The following is a 24517-nucleotide window of genomic DNA, read 5'->3' as shown; positions in this document are numbered from 1 at the left end:
TCACGTGGCTAAAAGTAAAATAATAAATATGAAAAAGATTCTAATTACAGGAGGTGCAGGATTTATTGGCTCACATGTAGTGCGCTTGTTTGTTGCTAAATATGTAGATTATCAAATTTATAATTTAGATGCCTTGACTTATGCTGGGAATCTAGAGAACTTAGTAGATGTTGAAAAAGCATCAAACTACACTTTTGTAAAAGGAGATATTACTGATGAAAATTTTATTTCAGAGTTGTTTCAATTGCACCAATTTGATGGGGTTATTCATTTAGCGGCTGAGTCACATGTAGATCGTTCTATTGAAGATCCTATGGCTTTTGTGAAAACCAATGTAATAGGAACAGTGAATTTGTTAAATGCTGCTAGAAAAATTTGGCATGGAAATTTTGAAGGTAAAATGTTTTACCACATTAGTACAGATGAAGTGTATGGGAGTCTAGGAGCTGAAGGCTTGTTTACTGAGACTACTGCTTACGACCCTAATTCACCTTACTCAGCTTCAAAGGCGAGTTCAGATCATTTTGTACGTGCCTACGGTGAAACTTACGGATTACCTTATGTGTTGACCAATTGTTCTAATAATTATGGCCCAAATCATTTCCCTGAAAAATTAATTCCTTTATTTATAAATAACATTATTCACAACAAGCCATTGCCTGTTTATGGAGATGGAAATTATACGCGTGATTGGCTTTTTGTCATTGATCATGCTCGTGCCATTGATTTAGTTTTTCATACAGGAAAAAATCACGAAACCTATAATATAGGAGGTTTTAATGAATGGAAAAACATCGATTTGGTTCGTTTGTTATGTGGTATCATGGACACTAAATTAGGTCGTGAATCAGGAGAGTCGTCTAAGTTGATAACCTATGTAAAAGACAGACCAGGGCACGATTTGCGTTATGCTATTGATGCTTCCAAAATAAACACAGCACTAGGATGGTCTCCTTCTGTTACTTTTGAACAAGGGTTAGAAATAACTGTAAATTGGTATTTAAACAATTCAGATTGGTTATCGCATATTACTTCGGGTGAATATGCAGCCTATTATGAAAAACAATATCAATAAAGGGATTTGTTGAAATAAGTTAGAGCATTAAATGGGTAGTTGCATTTAATGTGGAATGTATATATTTGCTTCGTTTTTTGTATAAGTACAATAAGTCATAAAGGCGAAAAGGAAGCGTAAAGAGAATAATAGAACAGCATGAATTTAGATATGAAAATTGCAGTGATCGGTTTAGGCTATGTAGGATTGCCTTTGGCTCGGCTGTTTGGAACAAAGCATGCAGTAGTAGGTTTTGATATTAATCAAAATCGAATTGACGAATTAAATTCAGGACTGGATAGTACACTTGAAATTGATGAGGCATTGTTGAAAACGGTGCTTTTGGAGCAAAACCCCTGCATGAATGGTAAAGGATTGTTTTGTACTACTAATATTGAGGATATTGCTGATTGTAATTATTATATTGTAACAGTACCAACACCAGTAGATAAAAATAACCGTCCTGATTTAACTCCCTTATACAAATCATCGGAAACCGTTGCGCAGGTTTTGAAAAAAGGAGATATCGTAATTTATGAATCAACCGTTTATCCAGGAGTTACTGAAGAAGAATGTGTGCCTGTTTTGGAAAAAATATCTGGTTTAAAATTTAATGTGGACTTTTATGCGGGTTATTCTCCAGAAAGAATCAATCCAGGAGACAAAGAACATACTGTTGATAAGATATTGAAAGTCACTTCTGGCTCTACTCCAGAGATTGGACAAAAGGTAAATGAGTTGTATTTATCCGTAATTACGGCAGGAACTTATTTGGCTCCTTCTATTAAAGTAGCTGAAGCGGCTAAAGTGATTGAAAATTCTCAACGGGATATTAATATTGCTTTTGTCAATGAATTAGCTAAAATATTCAATTTGATGGATATTGATACCCATGAAGTTTTGGCTGCTGCTGGAACCAAATGGAATTTTTTGCCATTTAAACCAGGATTAGTTGGTGGACATTGCATAGGCGTTGATCCTTATTATTTGGCTCAAAAAGCACAAGAAATAGGCTATCATCCAGAAATTATTCTGGGAGGAAGACGATTGAACGATAGCATGGGAGAATATGTAGCTTCTCAAATTGTGAAGTTGATGATCAAAAAAGGGATTACAGTCAATGAAGCAAGTCTTTTAATGTTAGGGATTACCTTCAAAGAAAATTGTCCCGATGTTCGTAATACAAAAATAGTTGACTTGATACTATCCTTAAAGGAATATGGTATTCAAGTTACGGTTTTTGATCCCTTGGCTAAACCAGAGGAAGTTCAGAAAGAATATCAAATAACAACAATAAATACCCCACCTGATTTTAAGTTTGATGCCGTAGTATTAGGAGTGGCGCATAGTGACTTTTTAAGTTTAGATTTATCTCAATTTAAAAAAGAGAGAAATATTCTTTATGATGTGAAAGGCGTCTTAAAAGAAGGTGTTGATGGTCGATTGTAATATGAAAGTAAGGGATTGGTCTAGTATAATTGTCATTATGAGTCTTTCGATGACCACGTGATTCAAATACTTATAATGAATGAAGAATGTTAAATCAAACGATTAAAAGACATAATTAAAAAAATAAAATCTCTGTTTTGTATAAAAATATAGATGCTATGTAAAAACATAAAAAACATAAAAATGGAAAATAAAAAATCTGTAACGCATGTTATTTTAACTGGAGGTATAGGCAGTCGATTGTGGCCGCTTTCTCGTAAAAGCCAGCCCAAGCAATATTTGTCTTTGTTTGAAGGGAAATCATTATTTGAATTGACAGTTGAACGCAATCGAACCATTGCTGATACTGTGATGGTTATTGGTAATGTAGACAACTGTCATTTGAGCCAAAAGGTAATGGATAAGGCAAAACTACCTTATGTCAATATTGTTGAATCAACTCCGAGGAATACAGCTGCAGCCATCGCTTTTGCAGCTTTTGCTTCTGATCCAGATACAATTTTAATCGTTACTCCTTCCGACCATATTATAGATGCAATGCATAAATATGAAGAAGCAATACATGATGCGATTACTAAAGCTGAGGATGGATTTATTGTAACTTTTGGAATTAAACCCACGAAACCAGAAACAGGATACGGATATATAGAACGTAAGGGAGATAATGTGGTTTCCTTTAGAGAGAAACCAAATCAAATTACTGCCATGAATTTTATTTCTAGAGGTAATTTTTTATGGAATAGTGGCATGTTTTGTTTCAAAGCCAGTGTGTTTTTGGAAGAATTAAAAGCTTTTCAGCCAGAGGTTTACGAAAAATCTAAAATTGCATGGGATAATAATAAAGAGGGTGTCTTAGATTTAGAACTTTCTTTAGAGATACCGTCTATTAGTGTGGATTATGCTGTGATGGAGCGCAGCAAAAAGATTAAAGTTGTTGCGGCTGATTTTGTTTGGTCTGATTTGGGCTCTTTCGAGTCAGTATATGATTATTTAGTATCTAAAGGTCATCCGGTCGATAAAAATGGTAATATGGCCATTGGTACTACAAATTATACAGCATTTGTAGGGACTAAAGACACAATTTTTGTTTTTACCGAAGATGCTAATTTAATTTTGAAAAAGAAATCTTCTCAGGACGTGAAATACGTCTATAATGCATTGGAAAAAGAACAGTCACCTTTGTTGAACTAGGAATTTATAAGGTTAATATTAAAAATATCACTAAACCTAGTGGTATTTTTTTTGTTTACTAATTCAAATTCAATTGGTGCTTAGAGTGTAAAGGATATTAGAGGGTATTGTAAATTGTAGTTATTGCAATATACTAAAATAAACTGATTATATTTGTCATACTTAAAATTACGGTTTCAGCTCTCAATTTGGGAGTGTGAAGGGCAAAGCCATGATAAAAAAGAGAGGGGATGGAGTTTTTCGTGTCAATTTCTGAAGGCGAATAATTTTTCAGACCATTAGGTGAGCGTACAATATAATGATGTATCTATTTTGAAAATAGAATACTGGAATTGGAATTTCAAAAAATAAATAATATTTAGGGTATGGATAAAGAGACTAAAATTTACATTGCAGGACATAAAGGCATGGTGGGAAGTGCTATTTGGAGGGCTTTAGAAGCAAAAGGGTATTGTAATTTAATTGGAGCAACTAGTAAAACCTTGGATTTGCGCAATCAGCTAGAAGTGAAAAACTTTATACAAAAAGAACAGCCTCAAGTAATTATTGATGCCGCTGCCAAAGTAGGTGGGATTTTAGCCAATAATAATTTTCCATACCAGTTTATTATGGAAAACATGCAAATTCAAAACAATTTAATCAGCTCATCAGTTGAGGCTGGAATTGAAAAATTTATTTTTTTAGGTAGTTCTTGCATTTATCCCAAGCTAGCTCCACAACCGTTAAAAGAAGATTATTTATTGACGGATTCTTTAGAGCCGACTAACGAATGGTATGCTATTGCTAAAATTTCAGGAGTTAAGGCTTGTGAAGCGATTAGAAAGCAATTTGGAAAGGATTATGTGAGTTTGATGCCTACTAATTTATATGGGACACACGATAATTTTGATTTGACGTCTTCACATGTGTTGCCTGCCATGATGCGTAAATTTCATGAAGCTAAATTGAACAATAATGCTACTGTATCTTTATGGGGAAGTGGAACACCTATGCGTGAATTCCTTTTTGTAGATGATATGGCACAAGCTGTTGTTTTTGCGTTAGAAAACAAATTGCCTGAACATTTGTACAATGTAGGTACTGGTGAAGATTTAACGATTAAAGAACTAGCAGAAACCATTCAAAAAGTCATTGGTCATCAAGGAGCAATTGACTGGGATAGCACTAAGCCAGATGGTACTCCAAGAAAATTAATGGATATTTCCAAAATGCACAGTTTAGGTTGGAAACATCAAGTAGCATTAGAAGAAGGGATTCAAAAGACTTATGCTTGGTTTTTAGAGAATGAAGGGAAATATAAGCAAGTTAAATTGTAGGATTCTTGACTTTATAATTCATAAAATTTCAAAACAACAACAATATTTTTAAATATATATACATGCAGCTATTCCCCTCTTGAGAGGGGTTAGGGGTGTGTTTTTTTAGGATACAAAAACAAACAGGATTATGACAACACAAAAAGTAGCCTTAGTAACAGGAATCACAGGTCAAGATGGTTCTTATTTAGCAGAATTATTATTAGAAAAAGGATATATGGTTCATGGTGTAAAACGCCGTGCGTCATCTTTTAATACACAACGTATTGATCATATTTATCAAGATCAACATGAAGTACATGTGAATTTTAAATTGCATTATGGTGATTTGACAGATTCTACTAATATTATTAGAATCATTCAAGAAGTACAACCAGATGAAATTTATAATTTGGGAGCGATGTCTCATGTAAAAGTATCATTCGACTCCCCAGAATATGTGGCTAATGTGGATGGATTGGGAACTTTAAGAATTTTAGAGGCCGTTAGGATTTTAGGATTAGGTAAAAAAACTAGAGTGTATCAAGCTTCGACTTCTGAATTGTACGGAGGTTTAGCTGAAAATAAAAATGCCGCCGGTTTTTACGATGAAAATTCACCATTTTACCCTCGTTCTCCTTATGGAGCAGCTAAGATTTATGCGTATTGGATAACCAAGAATTACCGTGAAGCTTATGATATGTTTGCTTGTAACGGTATTTTATTTAACCATGAGTCACCAAGACGTGGAGAAACTTTTGTAACGCGTAAAATTACCATGGCTACTGCGGCTATCGCCAAAGGGAAACAAGATTGTTTGTTTTTAGGAAATTTGAATTCTCAAAGAGACTGGGGACATGCCAAAGATTATGTAGAAGCAATGTGGAGAATTTTACAGCAAGATGTACCAGAAGACTATGTAATCGCTACGGGTGTAACTACTTATATTAGAGATTTCGTAATCATGGCTTTTGCTGAAGTAGGTATTGAATTGACTTTCGAAGGAGAAAATGAAAGCGAAACGGCTACTGTAGCAGCTTGTAATAACCCTTTATATCAATTAGAACTAGGTACAGTAGTAGTTCGTGTAGATCCAGAATATTACCGTCCTACCGAAGTTGATTTATTGATTGGAGATCCTACTAAGTCTAAAACGCAATTGGGATGGGTGCCTCAATATGATTTGGCTGCATTGGTGAAAGAAATGGTGGAAAGTGATTTGAAATTGTATTAATAAAATAAAATCAATTATTTTGAGTAGATGAAAAAAATTGCAATAATCGGTGCAGGAATTTCTGGAATGACAATTGGCCACTGTCTAAAAAACAACTACGATGTCGAATTATTTGAAAAAGACTCAAAACCTGGAGGACTTATAAAATGTGATGTTGTAGAGGGTAATTTATACCATATGGTTGGTGGTCATGTATTCAATTCAAAGAGGCAGGACGTATTAGATTGGTTTTGGAGTTTTTTTGATAAAGAGAAGGAGTTTACAAAAAGTACTAGAAATGCTGTAGCTTTCATGGAGAAACCTATAGGCTACCCTGTTGAGAATCATCTTTATCAAATGGGTGATGATATAATTAAAAAAGTGATAAATGAATTACTTGAGCTTAGTTTAAAAAAGGGTGATAATCCAAAAAATTTTGAAGAGTTTCTTAAGAAACAATTTGGACTCACATTATATGAAGAATATTTTAAACCCTATAATGAAAAGATTTGGAAAAAGGATCTTAGTAAAGTTCCATTGTCTTGGTTAGAAGGTAAATTACCTATGCCAGAGGTTGAAGAGATAATTTACAATAATATAAAGAAGGAACAAGAAACAAAAATGGTTCATAGTACTTTTTTCTATCCTAAAAATAATGGGTCTCAGTTTTTGGCTAATCGTTTGGCAGAAGGTTTAAATATAAATTTAAATACACCTGTAGAAACATTATTTAAAAACGACATCACAAAGAAATGGTTGGTGAATTCTGATAAGGAATTTGATATTGTAATTTTTGCAGGCAATATAAAAGCACTGCCGCTGATGTTAGAAAATAATTTTTTAAATGAGTATCAAGAAAATATTGAAAAACTGGATTTTCATGGAACTACCTCTGTACTGTGTGAAATAAATGTAAATGATTTTAGTTGGATTTACCTACCGGATACAAAATTTGATGCACACCGTATAATTTGTACAGGTAATTTTTCAAAGAATAATAATAGAGAAGGTATACTGTCTGCGACAATTGAATTTACAGACTTCATGAGTGAAGCAGATTTAAAAGAACAGTTAAAAAATATTCCATTTGCTCCAAAATACATAGATCATAGGTATACCAAATATACTTATCCTATCCAGGATGTAGATACACGCGAATTCATTTCACAAATTAAGAAAGTCACAGAAAAAAACGAATTGTATTTGACTGGTCGTTTTGCAGAGTGGGAGTATTACAATATGGATGCCGCTATGGGAGCTGCAATGGACTTGTCAGATACATTTCTAAAAAATTGATTATGAGGATAAATGCAATTTATTCCGATAGGCATTTTCAAAAATGGCCTAGTCATCAGATCGTTTACGAGTGGGAAGATGAAATAGCAAAAGGATTAGGGATAAAAATTGTAGAAAGTCCAATTCCCAAACAAAACATATTTCGTCTGATAACAAAAATAGCTGAAAAAATATTTAAAAATGATCTAACTTCACTTGGCGAACTTTTATCAGGACGAAAGAATTTTTACTTGTATTTTTCGATGTATCCAATGCAATTTGTCAGTTTTTCAAACAGAGAGCGAGCGATTCCTATAATTATTGATTTTTGGATTAAGGATATTCAGCTATTTGATAAATATTATCAAAAATGTTCATTGGTATTAATTAGTAGTAAGGAAGTATATACTTTTTTAAAAGAGAATAATTCTAAGGTAAATATAAAACATTTTCCTTTAAGTCTTCCTAGTAAATACCAAGGGGCTATAAGCGAAAAAAAAAGGGATATTGATGTGATTGTTTTAGGCCGAAAAAATGAAATTTTATGGGATTACCTTCAACAATACGAAAAGGAAAATCCTGAAATTGAATACGTTTTTCAAGTACAAATTGATGGTCGGTTAAAATATAAGAGTAATAAACGAGGGATTATTGGCGATTTTCATGAAAGAGAAGATTATATGCAATTGGCAAATGATTCAAAAGTGGCTCTTTATGGTACGCCAGGAATTGATGGTGGGGAACAAAGGACAAATGGTTTTAATCCAGTGACACCCAAATATTTAGAATTTATTGCTGCAGGCTGTACGGTCATGGCACGATACCCTAAAAACGATGATACTGATTTTTATCAGATGAATAACCAGGGAGCATCTATAGATACTTATATAGAATTCAAAAAACAATTAGATACTAGGTTGAAAAATTATGATAAGCAGTCTAATGATGCTATTAATGAATACTTAAACAAGCATAATACCAAAGCGCGAATTGAATTATTGAAAAGTAGTTTTACTTTCAATTAGATTTAGAATAGTAAATGTTATTTTAAATAAAAAAAAATAAACCAGATATAAAAATAGTTTGGAACAGAAATCGGTTAAAATTAATACCATAATGAATATCGTAAGGACTGTATCTACTATGATATTTCCCTTGATAACATTTCCATATACCTCACGTGTTTTAGGTCCAGAAGGGATAGGGAAAGTGAGTTTTGCCGCATCATTTGTAGGGTACTTCATCTTGCTAGCTTCAATTGGAATTCCTATGTACGGAATACGTGAAATAGCCCGTGTTAGAAATGATAAAAAAAAACTGATTGAGTTGACGCAAGAATTATTTGTAATGCAATTTATTACCTCGGTAATTGTGTCATTGATATTTATAGCAGTAGTTTTTTTAAACGGAAAATTATCGGATGAAAAAACATTGTTTTTTATAGTTAGCTTGTCCATTATACTTACTTCATTAGGTATGGAATGGTTTTATCAGGGACTAGAGCAGTATTCGTATATAACTACACGAAGTATCATTTTCTCAACGATATCAACTATTGCTATTTTTATATTTATTCATAACAAGGAGGATTATATCATTAGTGCAGCGATTACTGTATTTGCCTCCTTAGGATCATCAGTGCTAAATTTTTATAATGCTCGTAAAACATTATTTGCAAAAAGAACAGAGACTTGGGATTTTAAAAGACATATTAAACCATTGGGAATGGTTTATCTGATGAATTTCATTATCAGTATTTATATCCAGCTAGATATGGTTATGCTAGGTTTTATGTCGACTGCCAAAAATGTAGGTTATTATGCTGCTGGTTTAAAGTTGAATAGGACATTATTAGCTTTAGTGACTTCTTTAGGAGTTGTTCTGCTTCCTCGGCTTTCTTATTTTATTGCTAATGATATGAACGATGAATTTAATCGAATGCTTAAAAAATCATTTGAAGTAATTTGGATCTTTTGTTTGCCTATAGTTGGAGGTATGATGTTGTTAAGCGACGAAATTATTATGTTGTTTGCTGGAAAACAATACCTTCCTGCCTCAATTTGTGTTATAATTACATCACCGATAATACTTTTTATTGGGTTGACTAATATATTTGGAATTCAAATACTCTATCCTATGGGTAAAGATAAAGAGGTCGTTTTTGCAGTAGCTGTTGGGGCTATTTTATCACTTATCCTAAATTTATCACTGATTCCTCACTTTACTTATGTTGGGGCTGCAATAGCAACTTTATGTTCAGAATTAGTTGTTCTTATTGTCATGTTTTTTTTGATAGCAAAAGAATACAGGATGCTAATGCCTTTTAAAACTATTTTAAAATATTTATTTGCTACACTAGTATTAATGCTGGTCATATTTGTTATTAAAATGGAAATAGGACTGTTTTGGTTGCGACTTCTTATCATTGTTCCTGTAGGTTCACTATTCTATTTTGGGTCACTTTTGATAATGAAAGAAAGCTTAGTAGTTGAATTTATAACAATTGTGAAAAAAAGATTAAAGTATGTATGATTATTTGATAGTTGGAGCAGGTCTTTTTGGTTCAGTTTTTGCGCATGAAGCCACAAAGAAAGGGAAGAAATGTTTGATTATAGATAAACGCGAACATATTGGGGGAAATGTCTATACCGAAAATGTGGAGGGTATAAATGTACATAAATATGGGGCACATATTTTTCATACTAGTAATAAGGAGGTATGGGACTATGTGAATTCATTTGTTGAGTTTAACCGCTATACTAATTCACCAGTAGCCAATTATAAGGGAAAGCTTTATAATTTGCCTTTCAATATGAATACTTTTTACCAACTTTGGGGAGTAAAAACCCCTGATGAAGCTCGAAAAAAAATAGAGGAACAGCGTGCCGAATTTCTACATATTACAGAGCCCAAAAATTTAGAAGAACAAGCCTTGGTATTAGGTGGTCGTGATATTTACGAAAAGTTGATTAAGGAATATACAGAAAAACAGTGGGGGCGTCCAGCTACTGAAATTCCTGCATTTATTATTCGCCGTTTGCCTTTTCGATTTACTTTTGACAATAATTATTTCAACGATACCTATCAGGGAATTCCAATTGGTGGATATACAAAATTAATTGAAAAATTATTAGAAGGGATTGAAGTACGATTAAATACTGATTTTTTTGAAAATAAAGAAACATTAACAAAACAAGCAAAAACGATTGTATATACGGGTATGATAGATCAGTATTTTAATAATTGTTTTGGAAAACTTGATTATAGAAGTTTACAATTTGAACATTCAGTGCTAGATCAGGAAAATTTTCAAGGAAATGCGGTTGTAAATTATACAGAGAAGTCTGTTCCTTATACGCGTATTATAGAGCACAAACACTTCGAATTTGGAACACAGGAGAAAACAGTTGTTACCAAGGAGTATTCTTCGGAGTGGCAGGAAGGTGATGAACCTTATTATCCTGTAAACGATGATAAAAATAATGTATTGTATGATAAATATAAGGAGTTGGCTGATAAAGAAACTAATGTTATTTTTGGAGGTAGATTAGCAGAGTACAAATATTATGATATGCATAAAGTGATTGAAGTTGCATTGGATCGAATAAATAAAGAAATATGAGTGCAATAAAGATATTAGTTGCAACGCATAAGGAAGCTCAATTTCCGGATAGCGATATTTTTTTACCTATTCACGTAGGGAAAAATGTAAGTGACCTAGATTTACCTTTTCAGGGTGATAATACTGGAGATAATATTAGTTCCAAAAACGGGAGTTATTGTGAATTAACAGCAATGTATTGGGCTTGGAAGAACTTGAAAAATGTAGATTATATAGGATTGTGCCATTATAGAAGGTATTTTAACTTTCATCAAAGAGGGCTTCTGTTTTCTGATTCTGAAGTAATTTCTACCTCAGAATTTGATAAAATAAATTTAACTATTCCTGACCCTAAATTACTCTTTGAAAAACATGATATTATTGTAACCAAACCAATTGTATTACGTTATTCTTTATTTACTGCTTATTGTGTTGATCACTTTAGTGAAGATTTGAATACTGTTTTAAATATTATAATTGAAAAAAAACCTGAATATAAAGATTCTGTTTTTGCAGTGTTTAAAGCTTCAAATAGATTATCGCCTTGCAATATGATGATTATGAAATGGAAAGATTATAATGATTATTGTATATGGCTGTTTGATGTTCTAGGGGAAGCAGAAAATCAAATTAATATTTCATATTATAATAATAGACAATCTAGAGTTTGGGGGTTTCTTGCTGAAAGATTATTTAATCTATACATATATCATAATAAACTACGCAAAAAAGAATATCCTATATATTTGATTGATGATAATTTGAAGAATCCATCATTAGCTACAAGATTAGCTCGAATTGTGCGGTTTAATCTTTCTTTTTTTATTGGGAAAGAAAGAACCAAAACCATGTAATAATTGAGTTTGTCACAAATAGGTTTTAAATATTAATATTTTTAAACAGCTAGACTGTTTTTGGATATTTTAGTCCTGTTTTTAAAACTACAAGTACTAAATTATATAAATAAAAAAATAAAATTGAGAAATAGTAGTAGCATTTTCACAGAATGTGTAAATCCGAAAAAAACAAATAAAATAATATTTTTATACATAGCTATTTTAATGGTTGTTTCGTTTACGCCATATTCGAAAGCAATTCCGTTTTTAGCACTTCCTTTGCTATTTCATCTGGTTTTTACTATGACTAAAACTAGTTTTCTTGCAATTAAAAAAATAAAATTTTTATATCGTATTCTTGCTTTAGGGTTTATTGTTGTTTTTTTTCATTTTACAGAGTATAATTTGTATTATGTTGCTAGAGATATAATTTATTTTATACAAGCTCCTATGTTTATCATTATAGGAATATGTCTTTGTAATAGTTTTTTTGATTTTAAATATTTACTCAAAGTTATTATTGTAACGTCTTTTATAGTAACTCTTTATTTATTGCTAGAATTAGTGAAGGATCCATCTTTGTTTTTGCAACTAGGCCTAGTAACAAGAACGAATTATAATTTGTCTAATCCTTCGGCATTGTTGATTTTCACGATACTGTTTTACACAAGAAAAGCTAATATTAAAATGTTTAAAAATTCGGTCGAGTTATTAATCATGAGCATTTCATTTTTCTCAGTACTAATATCATTTTCTAGAACATTTTATATTTTACTGCTAGTAATGATTAGCCTCTATTATATACATAATTATAAGAATATTTTAAAAATGTATTGGGTTTCAGTTTTCTTTGCCTTATTTGTTATTTTTGGAGGTCTTTTTATAACGGTTAAAGAAGATGTTTCGCAAGATGTTACATTTGAATCAAAAATGAGTCATTCATTAGATGAAATCATCGTGAAAGATTATGATTCAAGATTTGAGATAATGCAAAACTGGCGTGGTTATGAGGCGTTTTTAGGACTTTCTAAATTTTATGAAGGTAATGTTTTTGAGCTTCTGGTAGGACAAGGATTTGGAGCTGTTACTTATACTCCATACTGGATTTATGAAGGAGATGAGCAATTCAGCGGACTCGATGTTTTACCCATGTTTCATAATGGCTTTATTACAATATTATTGAAAACAGGAATAATTGGTTTGCTATTTTTCTTTCTTTTTTTATATAAACTTTTGGTTCAGGCATTCCGAGTAATTAATTCAAGTTTCGATAAATACCGTCAATTAATAGTCTTGCTTTTACAAGCTGTCGTTTTTACTATATTGTTCCGAACTTTTGTAGTTCATGGTATTTTTACAACGACAATTCCTTTTGAACTTTTAATTTTATTGGGAGCTACTATAAAAATGAGTTTACTCGAACAAACAGATGTAATAAAAAATTAATTACGACTGCATTAGTAAGTAGGATTAGATTTGAAATGTTGATCTTGTAATAAAAACACTTTTTGTCTATTAAGATATTAAGATAATTTAGATCTAAAAAGATAGTTCTTTCTGGGTTTAGAATATAGTACTACTGTCAAACTTGTACATAGCAATAGAAGAAGTGGCTTTTATTTGGAATACTGATCAGTCTATTAAAATAATAATTGTGGTTTGGTCCTAACATATAGTATTGCATTGTACTAATCATTATTCATTGGTATTGCAGGTGAAATTAAAGAAAAATCGATGCAATGGGATATATAATTACATTTGATCCTCTTTAATTTGTTCAAAATAAGTGAGCTAAAACGGATAGTAGTGCACTAATCAATTTGTGGAATTTAAATTTTAATAAAGGAAAATGAACGTTTCTATAATAATAGTAAACTATAATACAAGACAACTGCTTGCTAATTGTCTGGATTCGATTAAGGAAAAAACGATAGGTGTTGAGTATGAAGTAATCGTCGTGGATAATGATTCACAAGATGATTCTGTTTCGTTGATTAAAGATAATTACCCTTGGGTAAAGCTAATTGAGGCCGGGGGTAATTTAGGGTTTGGTCGAGCTAATAATTTAGGATTTAATGCTGCCTGTGGAAAGTATATCTTTCTTCTTAATTCTGATACAATACTTTTAAATAATGCCGTTTTAATGTTTTTTGAATTTATGGAATTACATAATTCCGACAATTCAATAGGAGCAATAGGAGGGGTATTGCTTGATGTCGATAATAAGCCCACAATGTCTTTTGGCGATTTTCCTAGCATTAATAGTGAATGGAATTATATTAAAAATAAAATAAAAGATAAGTTATTAAACAAGAATACAAGTTCATCGCAACTTTTAAATGAATCGGTATTTGATGTTGATTATATTATTGGTGCTGATCTTTTTATTCCAAAATTTGTAATCGAAAAAATTGGTTTGTTTGATGCTGATTTTTTTATGTATTATGAAGAGACTGATTTGCAAAAGAGGATGGATCTGAATGGTTATAAAAGAATGATAATCCCACACACAAAAATAATTCATTTAGAAGGCGGAAGTATTACATCGTCGTTTAAATTTTCATACAAAAGATTTGCTCTTAGTCAAACAAGTTTACATATTTATATAAAAAAACATTTCAAGGGCATTAATTATCTTAGTTTTAGAGTATTTATGATGTTTATTAGATTAACAATTCTTTTCGAGAGTCGATTTACAACGAAAGAAAAATTGAAATCATTAAAATTAATTTTTTTTACAAATTAATTATTTCAGTTTATAAAATTTAGTTTAGATGCGATTTAATTTAAGTCTGCGTAGCTATAATTTATCGACAAATTTCAATTTCATTTACCTTAAAATAAAATATACATTATTTAGAGGTTATGAAACGTAGATGACTTATTAATCATAACACGTTTTTTTAATTAGTTTTCAGATTGGATTTAATCAAAAAGACTGAAGTAACTAATTTTTCCTTACTAGTGATGCCAATAGATAAAGTATTCTATATAATACACAACTATGTTATAGATTCTTTAAGTTAAAATTTATTATGAATATAATTTTTTAAAATAAAATATAAAAGCTTATTAATTTATGAAAAAAATTCTAGTATTGGCTTATGCTATTTCTCCAACTCGTGGATCTGAATATTCAGTAGCCTGGAATTATGTAATAAATATGTCAAAAGACAACATGCTTGTTGTTTTATATGGTATGTCTGGTAACCACATGGGAGAAATTGCCGAGATAGAAGATTTTATTAGAATAAATCCACTGCCTAACGTGAGATTTGTGGCAATTAAACCAAATCGAATAGCACGTTTAATAAATACACTTAATAGAAATAATATCCTAGTTTATACTTTTTATATTGCTTACAAATATTGGCATAAGCAAGTTTATAATAAAGCAAAAGAATTATTAAAAGAAGAGAATTTTGATTTAATTCACTTTTTAGGACCAATTGGTTATCGTGAACCAGGTTATCTTTGGAAACTAAAGCTCCCTTATATTTGGGGGCCAATTGGTGGAACATCAAATGTTTCTAATAAATTAATTAAGTCATTACCTTTTGCAGGGAAATTAAAATTAGGATTTAGAGCTCTAGCAAATAATATACAACTTAAGTGTAATAATCGAATTAAAAAAGCAATCCAAAGTGCAGATGTATTAATGACAGCTACAACTGAGAATCAAATAAATATTAAAAAATATTTTGGTGTGGATTCTATATATCTACCTGAAAATGGAATTGTAGGAAATATTGATGCTATTAATAAAAAGTATGACGTTTTAAATCATTTGAATATTATTTGGATAGGTAGTATTGATGAACGGAAAGCATTAATAACTTTATTAAGAGCATTATTAAGAGTTAAGAATATTAAGAAAGTAAATTTAAAAGTCGTTGGTGAAGGACCATTAAAGGAAGAATTGCAGTTGTTTGCAATAAATAATAATATAAATGAATATATAGATTGGGTTGGTTCAGTAAAGCGTACTGCTGTTATGGAGTTATTGTCGCAATCCGATTTACACATTATTACTAGTGTAAGTGAAGCGAATACTACAGTAATTTGGGAAGCAATGAGTGTTGGAGTACCAACAATGTCGTTGGATCATTGTGGAATGCACGATACAATTTGCGAAAAATGTGGTATTAAAATCAAGATTGATAACTATGAACAAGTAGTCGATGATTTAGCAAACCAAATTGATTTTTTAATTGATAATCCAGATACAATTATAAAATTAAATGCTGGGGTTGTGGAATGTGCAAAGTTATATACATGGGATACTCGCGGAGTTTTTTTTAATAATATTTATGATTTAGCTATTAAAAATTGGAAAAATAAGAGAGTATAAATGAAAAATAAAATAGTTTGTTTTCATGTTAATAATGGTTTTACTGGAAGTCCCAATGTTTTGGCGACTGTCGTACAAGGATTGTTTAATGAAAATTATGATGTAGCACTAGTCACATCTTTCAATAATAGTGGTTTTTTGTCAAATGTGAATTGTTCGCGCAAAAAGAATATTTCATATATTTTTAAAAAAAATAAATTTTTAAGATTAATTCAATTTTTGAAATTTCAGTTATTTTCAGGTATTTTTTTGTTTGGGATTAACAAAAAAGACGTTATTTATTTAAATACTATACAGCCATTTTTTCCAGCAGTGATTGCTAAATTAAAGGGAAATAGAATTATTTATCATTTTCATGAGTCTTATCCCAAAATGTCATTATTTACTAAATTCCTTTATTTCGTAGTGGAAATCACTGCAAATGAAATTATTTGTGTTTCAGAGTATGTTTTAAATCAGTTAAATGATAAGTGTCAAAAAAAAGCAATTGTAATACATAATAGTCTTTCCTCAGATTATTTTGATAAGCAAATTAAGGTACCTAAAGTGGCTAGTCGAAAAAGGATATTAATGGTTTCATCAGCCAGAGAATACAAAGGAATATTCGAATTCTGTAAATTGGCAATTTTACTTGATGAATATGATTTTACACTAGTTTGTGATGCTTCAAAACAAGATATTTTACTTTTGTTTCATGACTACAAAACAATTCGCAATCTTGAAATTGTAGAAACACAAACAAATTTGCATCCATTTTACTCTAAAACTGATTTAATAGTCAATTTTTCAATTCCAAGTTTATTTATAGAGACTTTTGGTCTCACTATTTTAGAAGGAATGACTTATGGAATTCCTTGTATTGTTCCACCAGTTGGAGGGATAACTGAACTTGTACAAGAGGGATCAAACGGATATAAAGTTGATTCTCGTGAAACAACAGAATTAATAAGGAAAATAAAGTTGATTTTGAATGATGAATTAAAATATAAAAAGATGTCAGATGCATCAATCTACTTTTCTAAAAACTTCTCTTACGATACTTTTATAAGTAAAGTAAAGCTCGTGATTCAATAGGCTGTAAGTTAGATGTTTACGAGACAGATAAGAATAGTTATTGGTGTTTTTAAATAAAATTTTTAAAATAATATAATGAAAAATAAAATTGCTATTATTGGAACTAATGGATTGCCTGGTAAATATGGGGGCTGGGATCAATTAGTAAATCACTTAACAAAAAATCTTGAAAAGAAGTTTTCTTTTTTGGTATATACTAGTTCTCATAATGCAGAACCTGGTCTTACAGAATACAATGGAGCAAAATTAAAGATTGTGAAATTGAAAGCAAACGGTATTCAAAGTATTCCCTATGATATTTATTCCATGTTGCATGCCTGTTTTAAATGCGATATTTTATATATATGTGGGACTTCCGGATGTATTGCACTACCATTTATGAGGTTGTTTGGAAAGAGAATTATTTTAAATCCAGACGGTCAAGAATGGAAAAGGAAAAAGTGGTCTGGTTTTATAAGATGGTTTCTCAAGGTTTCTGAAAAATTAGGCGTTAAGTATGCAGATATAGTCGTGGCGGATAATAAAAAAATCCAAGAATATTTGTTAGAACAATATAAAAAAGAATCTGTTTTGATAGAATATGGTGGTGATCACGTACTTAAAATTCCGTTAAGTGTTGCGACTGCTCAAAAATATCAAATAGAAGCAAATAAATATGCTTTTAAAGTATGTAGAATAGAACCAGAAAATAATATTCATTTGATTTTGGAAGCTTTTAAAATTGAAGGGAAAACAAAACTTGTAATTATTGGTAATTGGAATTATAGTGAATTTGGTAAGAATTTAAAAATCAATTATAGTAATTGCAAAAATATAATTTTATTAGATCCTATTTATGATCAAAAAATACTTGATGAATTAAGGTCTAATTGTGCATTATATATTCATGGTCATAGTGTTGGAGGCACTAATCCATCATTAGTTGAAGCTATGAATTTAGAATTGTGTATTGTATCCTTTAACGTTGATTATAATGTGGAAACTACAGAGAATTCAGCAATATATTTTAATAACAGTTCTGAATTGATTGAAGTTTTAAAAAAACACAATAAAGGTTTGATTGACATAGGTAATATTGGTTTAAAAATGAAGGAAATAGCCGATAGGAGATATACGTGGGAGATTATAACTAATAAATATGCTAAAATATTTAAATAAGTTGATCATGTTTGATTTTTAGTTTTAATTAATTTGTTCTTTTATATTGTAATATCATAGTTAGTATGAAAAGTATATACATAACTGGTGTATCGGGATTTGTTGGTGTAAACCTATGCTCTTATTTGCTTTCAGATTATACTGTCACTGGAATTTCTAGAAAGACGACTGATGCCTTAACGTATGATCGTTTTTTCGAACAAGAGACGGATTATGATACTTTAGTTCATCTAGCAGGTAAAGCCCATGACTTAAAAAAAACTTCGGACGATGCGGAATATTACCAAGTCAACTATGAACTAACGAAACGATTATACTATCAGTTTTTACAATCAACCGCTCAAAAATTTATTTATATCAGTTCTGTTAAAGCAGCTGCAGATACGGTAGCGGGTATTTTGGATGAAGAAGTAATTCCAAATCCTATTACAGTTTACGGAAAATCTAAGTTAATGGCGGAGGAATATATTTTGCAAAATCTCCCACAGGATAAAGAAGTTTATATTTTGCGTCCGTGCATGATTCACGGACCCGGAAATAAAGGGAATTTAAATTTACTTTATAGTATTGTTTCAAAAGGAATTCCTTATCCGTTGGGAGCGTATCATAATAAAAGATCATTTTTGAGTGTAGAAAATCTTTGTTTTGTTATTGAAAAACTATTGCAAAATAAGATTGCCTCAGGAGTTTATAATATAGCCGATGATTTGTCTTTATCTACCACTGATATTGTAAGTTTGGTAGGAGATTCATTGGCACGTAAAGCATCTATTTTAGCTATTCCCAAAGGTATCATTAAAACCATCGCCAAAATAGGAGATGTTTTACCCATACCTATTAACTCAGAACGACTGCAAAAACTTACTAAAAATTATGTGGTGAGCAATGCAAAAATCAAAACAGCATTAGGGATTGAGTTGCCGTTGTCGTCTAAAGAGGGATTATTGAAAACATTTAAATCGTTTAGAGAGTAGAGGACGAGGTTCTCGGTTCTCGATACGAGGGTTTACCTCCGCTATCGCTACAGTAAATCCTCACTCGAACTGACGGTGGTAGGATTTACGTTTGGTGCGTCAATTCTAAGACAATCGTCACTTCGACAAGAATCGTCTCTTCGAGTGTTTTGATTTGGATGAGTTCGAATAATAGTAGGGATTCGATAAATCAAAATGTATCGAGAAGTTTTGGTTACACTTAACGAGGTTCTCGGTTCTCGATACGAGGGTTTACTTCCGCTATCGCTACAGTAAATCCTCACTCGAACTGACGGTGGTAGGATTTACGTTTGGTGCGTCAATTCTAAGACAATCGTCACTTCGACAAGAATCGTCTCTTCGAGTGTTTTGATTTGGATGAGTTCGAATAATAGTAGGGATTCGATAAATCAAAATGTATCGAGAAGTTTTGGTTACACTTAACGAGGTTCTCGGTTCTCGATACGAGGTTTTACTTCCGCTATCGCTGCAGTAAATCCTCACTCGAACTGACGGTGGTGTGATTTACGTTTGGTGCGTCAATTCTAAGACAATCGTCACTTCGACAAGAATCGTCACTTCGAGTGTTTTGATTTGGATGAGTTCGAATAATAGTAGGGATTCGATAAATCAAAATGTATCGAGAAGTTTTGGTTACACTTAACGAGGTTCTCGGTTCTCGATACGAGGGTTTACCTCCGCTATCGCTACAGTAAATCCTCACTCGAACTGACGGTGGTAGGATTTACGTTTGGTGCGTCAATTCTAAGACAATCGTCACTTCGACAAGAATCGTCTCTTCGAGTGTTTTGATTTGGATGAGTTCGAATAATAGTAGGGATTCGATAAATCAAAATGTATCGAGAAGTTTTGGTTACACTTAACGAGGTTCTCGGTTCTCGATACGAGGTTTTACTTCCGCTATCGCTGCAGTAAATCCTCACTCGAACTGACGGTGGTAGTATTTACGTTTGGTGCGTCAATTCTAAGACAATCGTCACTTCGACAAGAATCGTCTCTTCGAGTGTTTTGATTTGGATGAGTTCGAATAATAGTAGGGATTCATTCACCTGGTTCTCGATACGATGGTTTACTTTCGCTATAGCAAACCATCACTCGAACTGACATGGACCTAAAACGTATCGAGAAGTTTTGGTGAAAAATAAAATTCAATGAAACTTTCCTATGTTTATATTTTAAAATGTTCAGACGGAAGTTATTATACTGGAGTAACTAGTAATTTAACAGATCGATTGTTTAAACATAACATAGGCTTTTATCCAACTTGTTATACATTTGATAAAAGACCTTTAGATTTGGTTTTTTATTGTGAATTTACGGATATCAATTTAGCAATTGAAAAAGAAAAACAAATTAAAAAATGGTCGAGATTAAAGAAAGAAGCATTGATAAAAGGGGATTATGATTCCTTAATAAATTTAGCAAAGAAGAATTTTGACAAATAAAATGATTATCAATCATTAAGCGTATAATAATAAAATTACCATTGAATAAAAACAAGCTATATCATTTCTCGCAAAACTTAGTCTCTTTATTTACGGTAAAAGGACTGGATTTAGCTTTAACTTTAGGCCTAATTCCTTACTTGATTTTGAAAGTAGGAATTGCTAATTACGGGACTTATGCTTTTGCCATGGCATTGATGTTGTTTTTTGTAAATGTTTTGAATTATGGTTTTGATTTAGCTGTTGTGCGCGAATTAGCAAAGAATAAAGACAATACAGCTAAAATAAATCAATTGTTTAATGAGGTTTTTTCGGTGAAACTTTTTTTATTGTTGTTGGTTTACCTAGTCCTTTTTATATTGGTTTTTTTTGTGCCTAAATTTAAGGATGGGAATGTTTTATATTTTTCAGCTTCCTTGCTGTTGCTGGGTGATTTGTTTTCGTTGCGATGGTTTTTTTTAGGTTTGGAGAAAATGAAATTCATTACGCTAATTTCCTTTTTTTCGACTATTATTTATGTAAGTCTGGTTTTGTTGTTAGTCAATGAAAAGAATGACTTTATTTGGATACCATTTTCAGAAGCTATAGGGTTGTTTGTGATTTCAGGAATTGCTTTTGTATGGGTAGTAAAGGAATTTAAAATAACGATACAATTACTTTCCATAAAGAAAATAACAGACTATTTACGACTCCATTTTAATGCTTATGTCAATTTGTTACTGCCTTCAACTACGGGTGTATTGATCGTTTTTTTGGTTGGTGTGTTCGGAATGCCTTACGCTGTTGCTTTAACGCAAGTAGGGGTGAAAGTCACTAGCGCATTTGCTACGGTAAATACAGTTTTGACCACGGTTTTCTATCCAATGGTGAACAGAGAGAAAAAAAACATGCCACCTACTCGATATGTCTTATTAGGAATTGGATTTTGCTTAAGTATATTAATGTACTTGGGAAGTCCTTTTTTAATTTCTAATTGGTTGCATCTAGAACAAGAAATCGATGTTGAATATACCGTCCAAATTGTTCAGATTTTAAGTCCTATTCCTTTTTTAATGGGGGTAATCTCTAGTTATGGAATTAATGGATTGTTAGTCTATTTGAAAGATAAATTGTATCGAAGAATTACGGTCTCAACAACATTTTTTATTGTTTTAAGTAGTTTTTTTTTAATTCCAAAATTTCCTGTGTTGGGAGGCGCTATTACGTTTGTAATAGGAAGAGCGCTTTATGCATTATTATCTTTTTATCATTTTAATAAAATAGTTAGATTAGAAAAACAGCACGATGGAAATAGTAAGTAATTTCATATTTATACTAGTTATACTGATGTACAACGTACGTTTAGTTTTTGTTACATTGAAAGAGTTACCAAATAACTATTATAAACTAGGGTTGGTTTCTTTTGGTATTTTACATTTTAGCATTAGTCTGTTTTTTGCCTATTTTTTATATGATATGAGTTTTATAAATGATCCAAAAGACTTTTATGAAATAGCCTCTAAGTCAGATGGTTGGTTGCATTTGTTTGGGTTTGGGCATGAATTCATGTATTTTATTACTTATCCGTTTGTGAAATTGAAAATTCATATAACAGTACTTTTTTTATTATATGCATCGATAAGTTTTAAAGCATTTTTAATTTTGTTTAATATGTTGAAATTAGAAGTTATAAAAAACAATAATGCTATTTTATTTCTTCTTTTTTTTATTCCTTCCCTGCATTTTTGGACTGGATTTTTAGGAAAAGAGGCATTGTTATTTTGGTTGATGGTAATTTTATTGCAAAATATAAAACAAAGAAATTATGATTGGAGGATATTGACAAGTTTGCTTTTTATTTTTTTCATACGGCCACATGTTTTTATAGTTTTAATAGGTGCAATCATAATTGTAGCTCTGTTTAGTACGGAGTTTTCAAAAAAGTATAAAATGCAAATTATTTTATTTACATTTTTAGCGATCGTAATTGGGGTAGCGGTTTTTATTTTATATTATCTAAAAATTGATAACTTAAATTTAGAATCAATTGAAAATTATAGAGAAAGCTTTTTGAGTTTTTCAAAAACAGATAGTGGGGCTAGCGCTATAAGTATTGAAAACACAACTATTCTTACTCGTATTTTTTATTTGATTTTTATGCCATTACCTTTTTTATATCAATTCACTAATAATTTTCAACTACTATTATCGATTGAGAATGTTTATTTAGTACTTGGAGTAGTTGTGGTACTGTTTTTTTGGATAAAAACACCTTTTAGATATAGAAATTTGTCTATTGATACTCAATTTGCATTAGTAGCTAGTTTACTTCTTATTATTTTATTTGGAGCATATTTATATAATTTAGGATTAGGTAATAGAATGAGAGTTATGTTTTTACCATTTTTATTTTATTTTTTTATTAAATCGATTAATTTTAATAGAATCCAAAACTAATTGCTTTTAAATGAATAATAAAAAACTTTTAATGGTAACCAATGTCGATTGGTTGTTTCTCATGCATCGCTTAAGCATTGGTAAAGAGGCATTATTGCAAAATTTTCAGGTAGTTGTTGCTACTAAAGATACAGGAAGTTCAAATAGAATAAAAGAAGCAGGACTTGATTTTGTTAATTTGAATATGTCTCGTTCAGGAATTAATGTATTTACGGAGATTAAGTTGATTTTTGAAATGTTCAGGTTATATAGATCGGTTAAGCCTGAAGTAGTGTATCACGTGACGATGAAACCAGTAATCTATGGCTCCATCATTTCCAGAATTTTGAACATTAATACGGTCAATGCAATTAGTGGTTTAGGATATAATTTCACTGAAAGTAGAAGAGGTTTTGTCCAAAATGTAATGGCGAAATTAATGCGTTTGGGTTTCTCTACTAACAAATGTTATTTGCTTTTTGAAAATCAAGATGATTATAATGAATTGAAAGTGTTAGGAATTGTTAGTGATAAAAATAAAGTTTTCTTTACTAAGGGTGTGGGGGCTGATTTAGAATCCTTTAAGCCTGTTGAGAGTGTTGAGAATGAGAAATTAGTTATTCTGCTTCCAACACGCATGTTGTGGGACAAGGGAGTTAAAGAATTTGTTGATGCTGCTTTGTTATTAAAAGACAAGTATTTTGGGAAAGTCTTTTTTAAATTATGTGGCATGATAGATTTAGATAATAAGGAAGGTATTCCCCAACAATATCTAGAAGGTATTGAAATCAAGGATTATTTAAAATGGGAAGGGTTTCAAGATGATATTTTATCGGAATATCAAAACTCAGATATAGTTGTGTTGCCGTCCTATAGAGAAGGAATGCCTACCGTACTTATAGAAGCTTGCGCAGCGGGAAAACCAATTGTAACCACTGATGCTATTGGTTGTAGAGAATGTGTGGATGAAGGCTTAAATGGATATAAAGTTCCTGTAAAATCGATTCAAGAATTAGCTGATGCCATTGAAAAGTTGATTAATTCTCCAGAAGATAGAGAGCGTATGGGAAATTATGCTAGAGCAAAAGCTGAGAAGGAATTTGATCAAAAGGATTTTGTGAAGCTTCATATGAATATTTTTAAGTCACTTTTAAATCAATAATTT

Annotated in this window: 20 protein-coding genes; all 20 read left to right on the top strand. The window is 31.2% G+C overall.

What is annotated here, in order from left to right; all coding sequences use genetic code 11:
* Positions 1–28: 28 nt before the first annotated feature.
* The 20 genes from rfbB (at position 29) to ABZP37_RS00855 (ending at position 24514) form a co-directional block, all read left to right on the top strand.
* Positions 29–1075: a dTDP-glucose 4,6-dehydratase gene (rfbB, locus tag ABZP37_RS00950; RefSeq protein WP_366184874.1), complete on the top strand. Its 1047-nt coding sequence runs from the start codon at positions 29–31 to the stop codon at positions 1073–1075.
* A 138-nt stretch (positions 1076–1213) separates the two neighbouring features.
* Positions 1214–2503, top strand: coding sequence for a nucleotide sugar dehydrogenase (locus ABZP37_RS00945; protein WP_366184872.1), 1290 nt, complete (start codon positions 1214–1216; stop codon positions 2501–2503).
* 183 nt (positions 2504–2686) lie between these two features.
* Complete coding sequence (locus ABZP37_RS00940; RefSeq protein WP_366184870.1) at positions 2687–3694, top strand: mannose-1-phosphate guanylyltransferase; 1008 nt, start codon at positions 2687–2689, stop codon at positions 3692–3694.
* A 365-nt stretch (positions 3695–4059) separates the two neighbouring features.
* Positions 4060–5010, top strand: coding sequence for a GDP-L-fucose synthase (locus ABZP37_RS00935; RefSeq protein ID WP_366184868.1), 951 nt, complete (start codon positions 4060–4062; stop codon positions 5008–5010).
* 130 nt (positions 5011–5140) lie between these two features.
* Positions 5141–6223, top strand: coding sequence for a GDP-mannose 4,6-dehydratase (gene gmd, locus ABZP37_RS00930; RefSeq protein ID WP_366184867.1), 1083 nt, complete (start codon positions 5141–5143; stop codon positions 6221–6223).
* Positions 6224–6250: 27 nt separating this feature from the next.
* Positions 6251–7498, top strand: a complete 1248-nt coding sequence (locus tag ABZP37_RS00925; protein WP_366184865.1) for an NAD(P)-binding protein — start codon at positions 6251–6253, stop codon at positions 7496–7498.
* Between the two features lie 2 nt (positions 7499–7500).
* The gene (locus tag ABZP37_RS00920; RefSeq protein ID WP_366184863.1) at positions 7501–8502 is read left to right on the top strand and encodes a hypothetical protein; all 1002 of its coding nucleotides are present in this window, start codon (positions 7501–7503) and stop codon (positions 8500–8502) included.
* Between the two features lie 91 nt (positions 8503–8593).
* Positions 8594–10009, top strand: coding sequence for a flippase (locus ABZP37_RS00915; RefSeq protein ID WP_366184861.1), 1416 nt, complete (start codon positions 8594–8596; stop codon positions 10007–10009).
* Positions 10002–11099 (top strand): UDP-galactopyranose mutase, encoded by a 1098-nt coding sequence (glf, locus tag ABZP37_RS00910; RefSeq protein ID WP_366184859.1) that lies wholly within the window; start codon positions 10002–10004, stop codon positions 11097–11099. The genes ABZP37_RS00915 and glf overlap by 8 nt, the downstream gene beginning before the upstream one ends.
* Positions 11096–11932 (top strand): DUF4422 domain-containing protein, encoded by an 837-nt coding sequence (locus ABZP37_RS00905; RefSeq protein WP_366184857.1) that lies wholly within the window; start codon positions 11096–11098, stop codon positions 11930–11932. The genes glf and ABZP37_RS00905 overlap by 4 nt, the downstream gene beginning before the upstream one ends.
* A gap of 60 nt (positions 11933–11992) precedes the next feature.
* A complete protein-coding gene (locus tag ABZP37_RS00900) occupies positions 11993–13360 on the top strand; it encodes a hypothetical protein (RefSeq protein WP_366184855.1) in 1368 nt (455 codons plus the stop codon).
* A gap of 403 nt (positions 13361–13763) precedes the next feature.
* Positions 13764–14660, top strand: coding sequence for a glycosyltransferase family 2 protein (locus tag ABZP37_RS00895; RefSeq protein ID WP_366184854.1), 897 nt, complete (start codon positions 13764–13766; stop codon positions 14658–14660).
* Between the two features lie 333 nt (positions 14661–14993).
* The gene (locus ABZP37_RS00890) at positions 14994–16265 is read left to right on the top strand and encodes a glycosyltransferase family 4 protein (protein ID WP_366184852.1); all 1272 of its coding nucleotides are present in this window, start codon (positions 14994–14996) and stop codon (positions 16263–16265) included.
* Positions 16266–17339, top strand: a complete 1074-nt coding sequence (locus ABZP37_RS00885) for a glycosyltransferase family 4 protein (RefSeq protein ID WP_366184851.1) — start codon at positions 16266–16268, stop codon at positions 17337–17339.
* A 75-nt stretch (positions 17340–17414) separates the two neighbouring features.
* The gene (locus tag ABZP37_RS00880) at positions 17415–18497 is read left to right on the top strand and encodes a DUF1972 domain-containing protein (RefSeq protein WP_366184850.1); all 1083 of its coding nucleotides are present in this window, start codon (positions 17415–17417) and stop codon (positions 18495–18497) included.
* A 65-nt stretch (positions 18498–18562) separates the two neighbouring features.
* A complete protein-coding gene (locus ABZP37_RS00875; RefSeq protein ID WP_366184848.1) occupies positions 18563–19471 on the top strand; it encodes an NAD-dependent epimerase/dehydratase family protein in 909 nt (302 codons plus the stop codon).
* A 1172-nt stretch (positions 19472–20643) separates the two neighbouring features.
* A complete protein-coding gene (locus tag ABZP37_RS00870; RefSeq protein WP_366184846.1) occupies positions 20644–20937 on the top strand; it encodes a GIY-YIG nuclease family protein in 294 nt (97 codons plus the stop codon).
* Between the two features lie 41 nt (positions 20938–20978).
* Positions 20979–22238: an oligosaccharide flippase family protein gene (locus ABZP37_RS00865; RefSeq protein ID WP_366184844.1), complete on the top strand. Its 1260-nt coding sequence runs from the start codon at positions 20979–20981 to the stop codon at positions 22236–22238.
* 349 nt (positions 22239–22587) lie between these two features.
* Positions 22588–23373 (top strand): hypothetical protein, encoded by a 786-nt coding sequence (locus ABZP37_RS00860; RefSeq protein ID WP_366184842.1) that lies wholly within the window; start codon positions 22588–22590, stop codon positions 23371–23373.
* A gap of 31 nt (positions 23374–23404) precedes the next feature.
* Entirely contained in the window at positions 23405–24514 is a 1110-nt protein-coding gene (locus tag ABZP37_RS00855; protein ID WP_366184840.1) for a glycosyltransferase family 4 protein, read from the top strand.
* The last annotated feature ends 3 nt before the right edge of the window (positions 24515–24517 follow it).

Source organism: Flavobacterium ovatum, assembly GCF_040703125.1.
GTDB classification, from domain to species: Bacteria; Bacteroidota; Bacteroidia; order Flavobacteriales; family Flavobacteriaceae; genus Flavobacterium; species Flavobacterium ovatum.
Note: the sequence above shows the minus strand (reverse complement) of the source record. Positions and strands in the feature narration are given on the sequence as shown.

Coding starts and splice junctions, on each gene's coding strand:
- rfbB (WP_366184874.1), top strand. CDS start 29: ATGAAAAAGATTCTAATTACAGGAGGTGCAGGATTTATTGGCTCACAT.
- ABZP37_RS00945 (WP_366184872.1), top strand. CDS start 1,214: ATGAATTTAGATATGAAAATTGCAGTGATCGGTTTAGGCTATGTAGGA.
- ABZP37_RS00940 (WP_366184870.1), top strand. CDS start 2,687: ATGGAAAATAAAAAATCTGTAACGCATGTTATTTTAACTGGAGGTATA.
- ABZP37_RS00935 (WP_366184868.1), top strand. CDS start 4,060: ATGGATAAAGAGACTAAAATTTACATTGCAGGACATAAAGGCATGGTG.
- gmd (WP_366184867.1), top strand. CDS start 5,141: ATGACAACACAAAAAGTAGCCTTAGTAACAGGAATCACAGGTCAAGAT.
- ABZP37_RS00925 (WP_366184865.1), top strand. CDS start 6,251: ATGAAAAAAATTGCAATAATCGGTGCAGGAATTTCTGGAATGACAATT.
- ABZP37_RS00920 (WP_366184863.1), top strand. CDS start 7,501: ATGAGGATAAATGCAATTTATTCCGATAGGCATTTTCAAAAATGGCCT.
- ABZP37_RS00915 (WP_366184861.1), top strand. CDS start 8,594: ATGAATATCGTAAGGACTGTATCTACTATGATATTTCCCTTGATAACA.
- glf (WP_366184859.1), top strand. CDS start 10,002: ATGTATGATTATTTGATAGTTGGAGCAGGTCTTTTTGGTTCAGTTTTT.
- ABZP37_RS00905 (WP_366184857.1), top strand. CDS start 11,096: ATGAGTGCAATAAAGATATTAGTTGCAACGCATAAGGAAGCTCAATTT.
- ABZP37_RS00895 (WP_366184854.1), top strand. CDS start 13,764: ATGAACGTTTCTATAATAATAGTAAACTATAATACAAGACAACTGCTT.
- ABZP37_RS00890 (WP_366184852.1), top strand. CDS start 14,994: ATGAAAAAAATTCTAGTATTGGCTTATGCTATTTCTCCAACTCGTGGA.
- ABZP37_RS00885 (WP_366184851.1), top strand. CDS start 16,266: ATGAAAAATAAAATAGTTTGTTTTCATGTTAATAATGGTTTTACTGGA.
- ABZP37_RS00880 (WP_366184850.1), top strand. CDS start 17,415: ATGAAAAATAAAATTGCTATTATTGGAACTAATGGATTGCCTGGTAAA.
- ABZP37_RS00875 (WP_366184848.1), top strand. CDS start 18,563: ATGAAAAGTATATACATAACTGGTGTATCGGGATTTGTTGGTGTAAAC.
- ABZP37_RS00870 (WP_366184846.1), top strand. CDS start 20,644: ATGAAACTTTCCTATGTTTATATTTTAAAATGTTCAGACGGAAGTTAT.
- ABZP37_RS00860 (WP_366184842.1), top strand. CDS start 22,588: ATGTTGAAATTAGAAGTTATAAAAAACAATAATGCTATTTTATTTCTT.
- ABZP37_RS00855 (WP_366184840.1), top strand. CDS start 23,405: ATGGTAACCAATGTCGATTGGTTGTTTCTCATGCATCGCTTAAGCATT.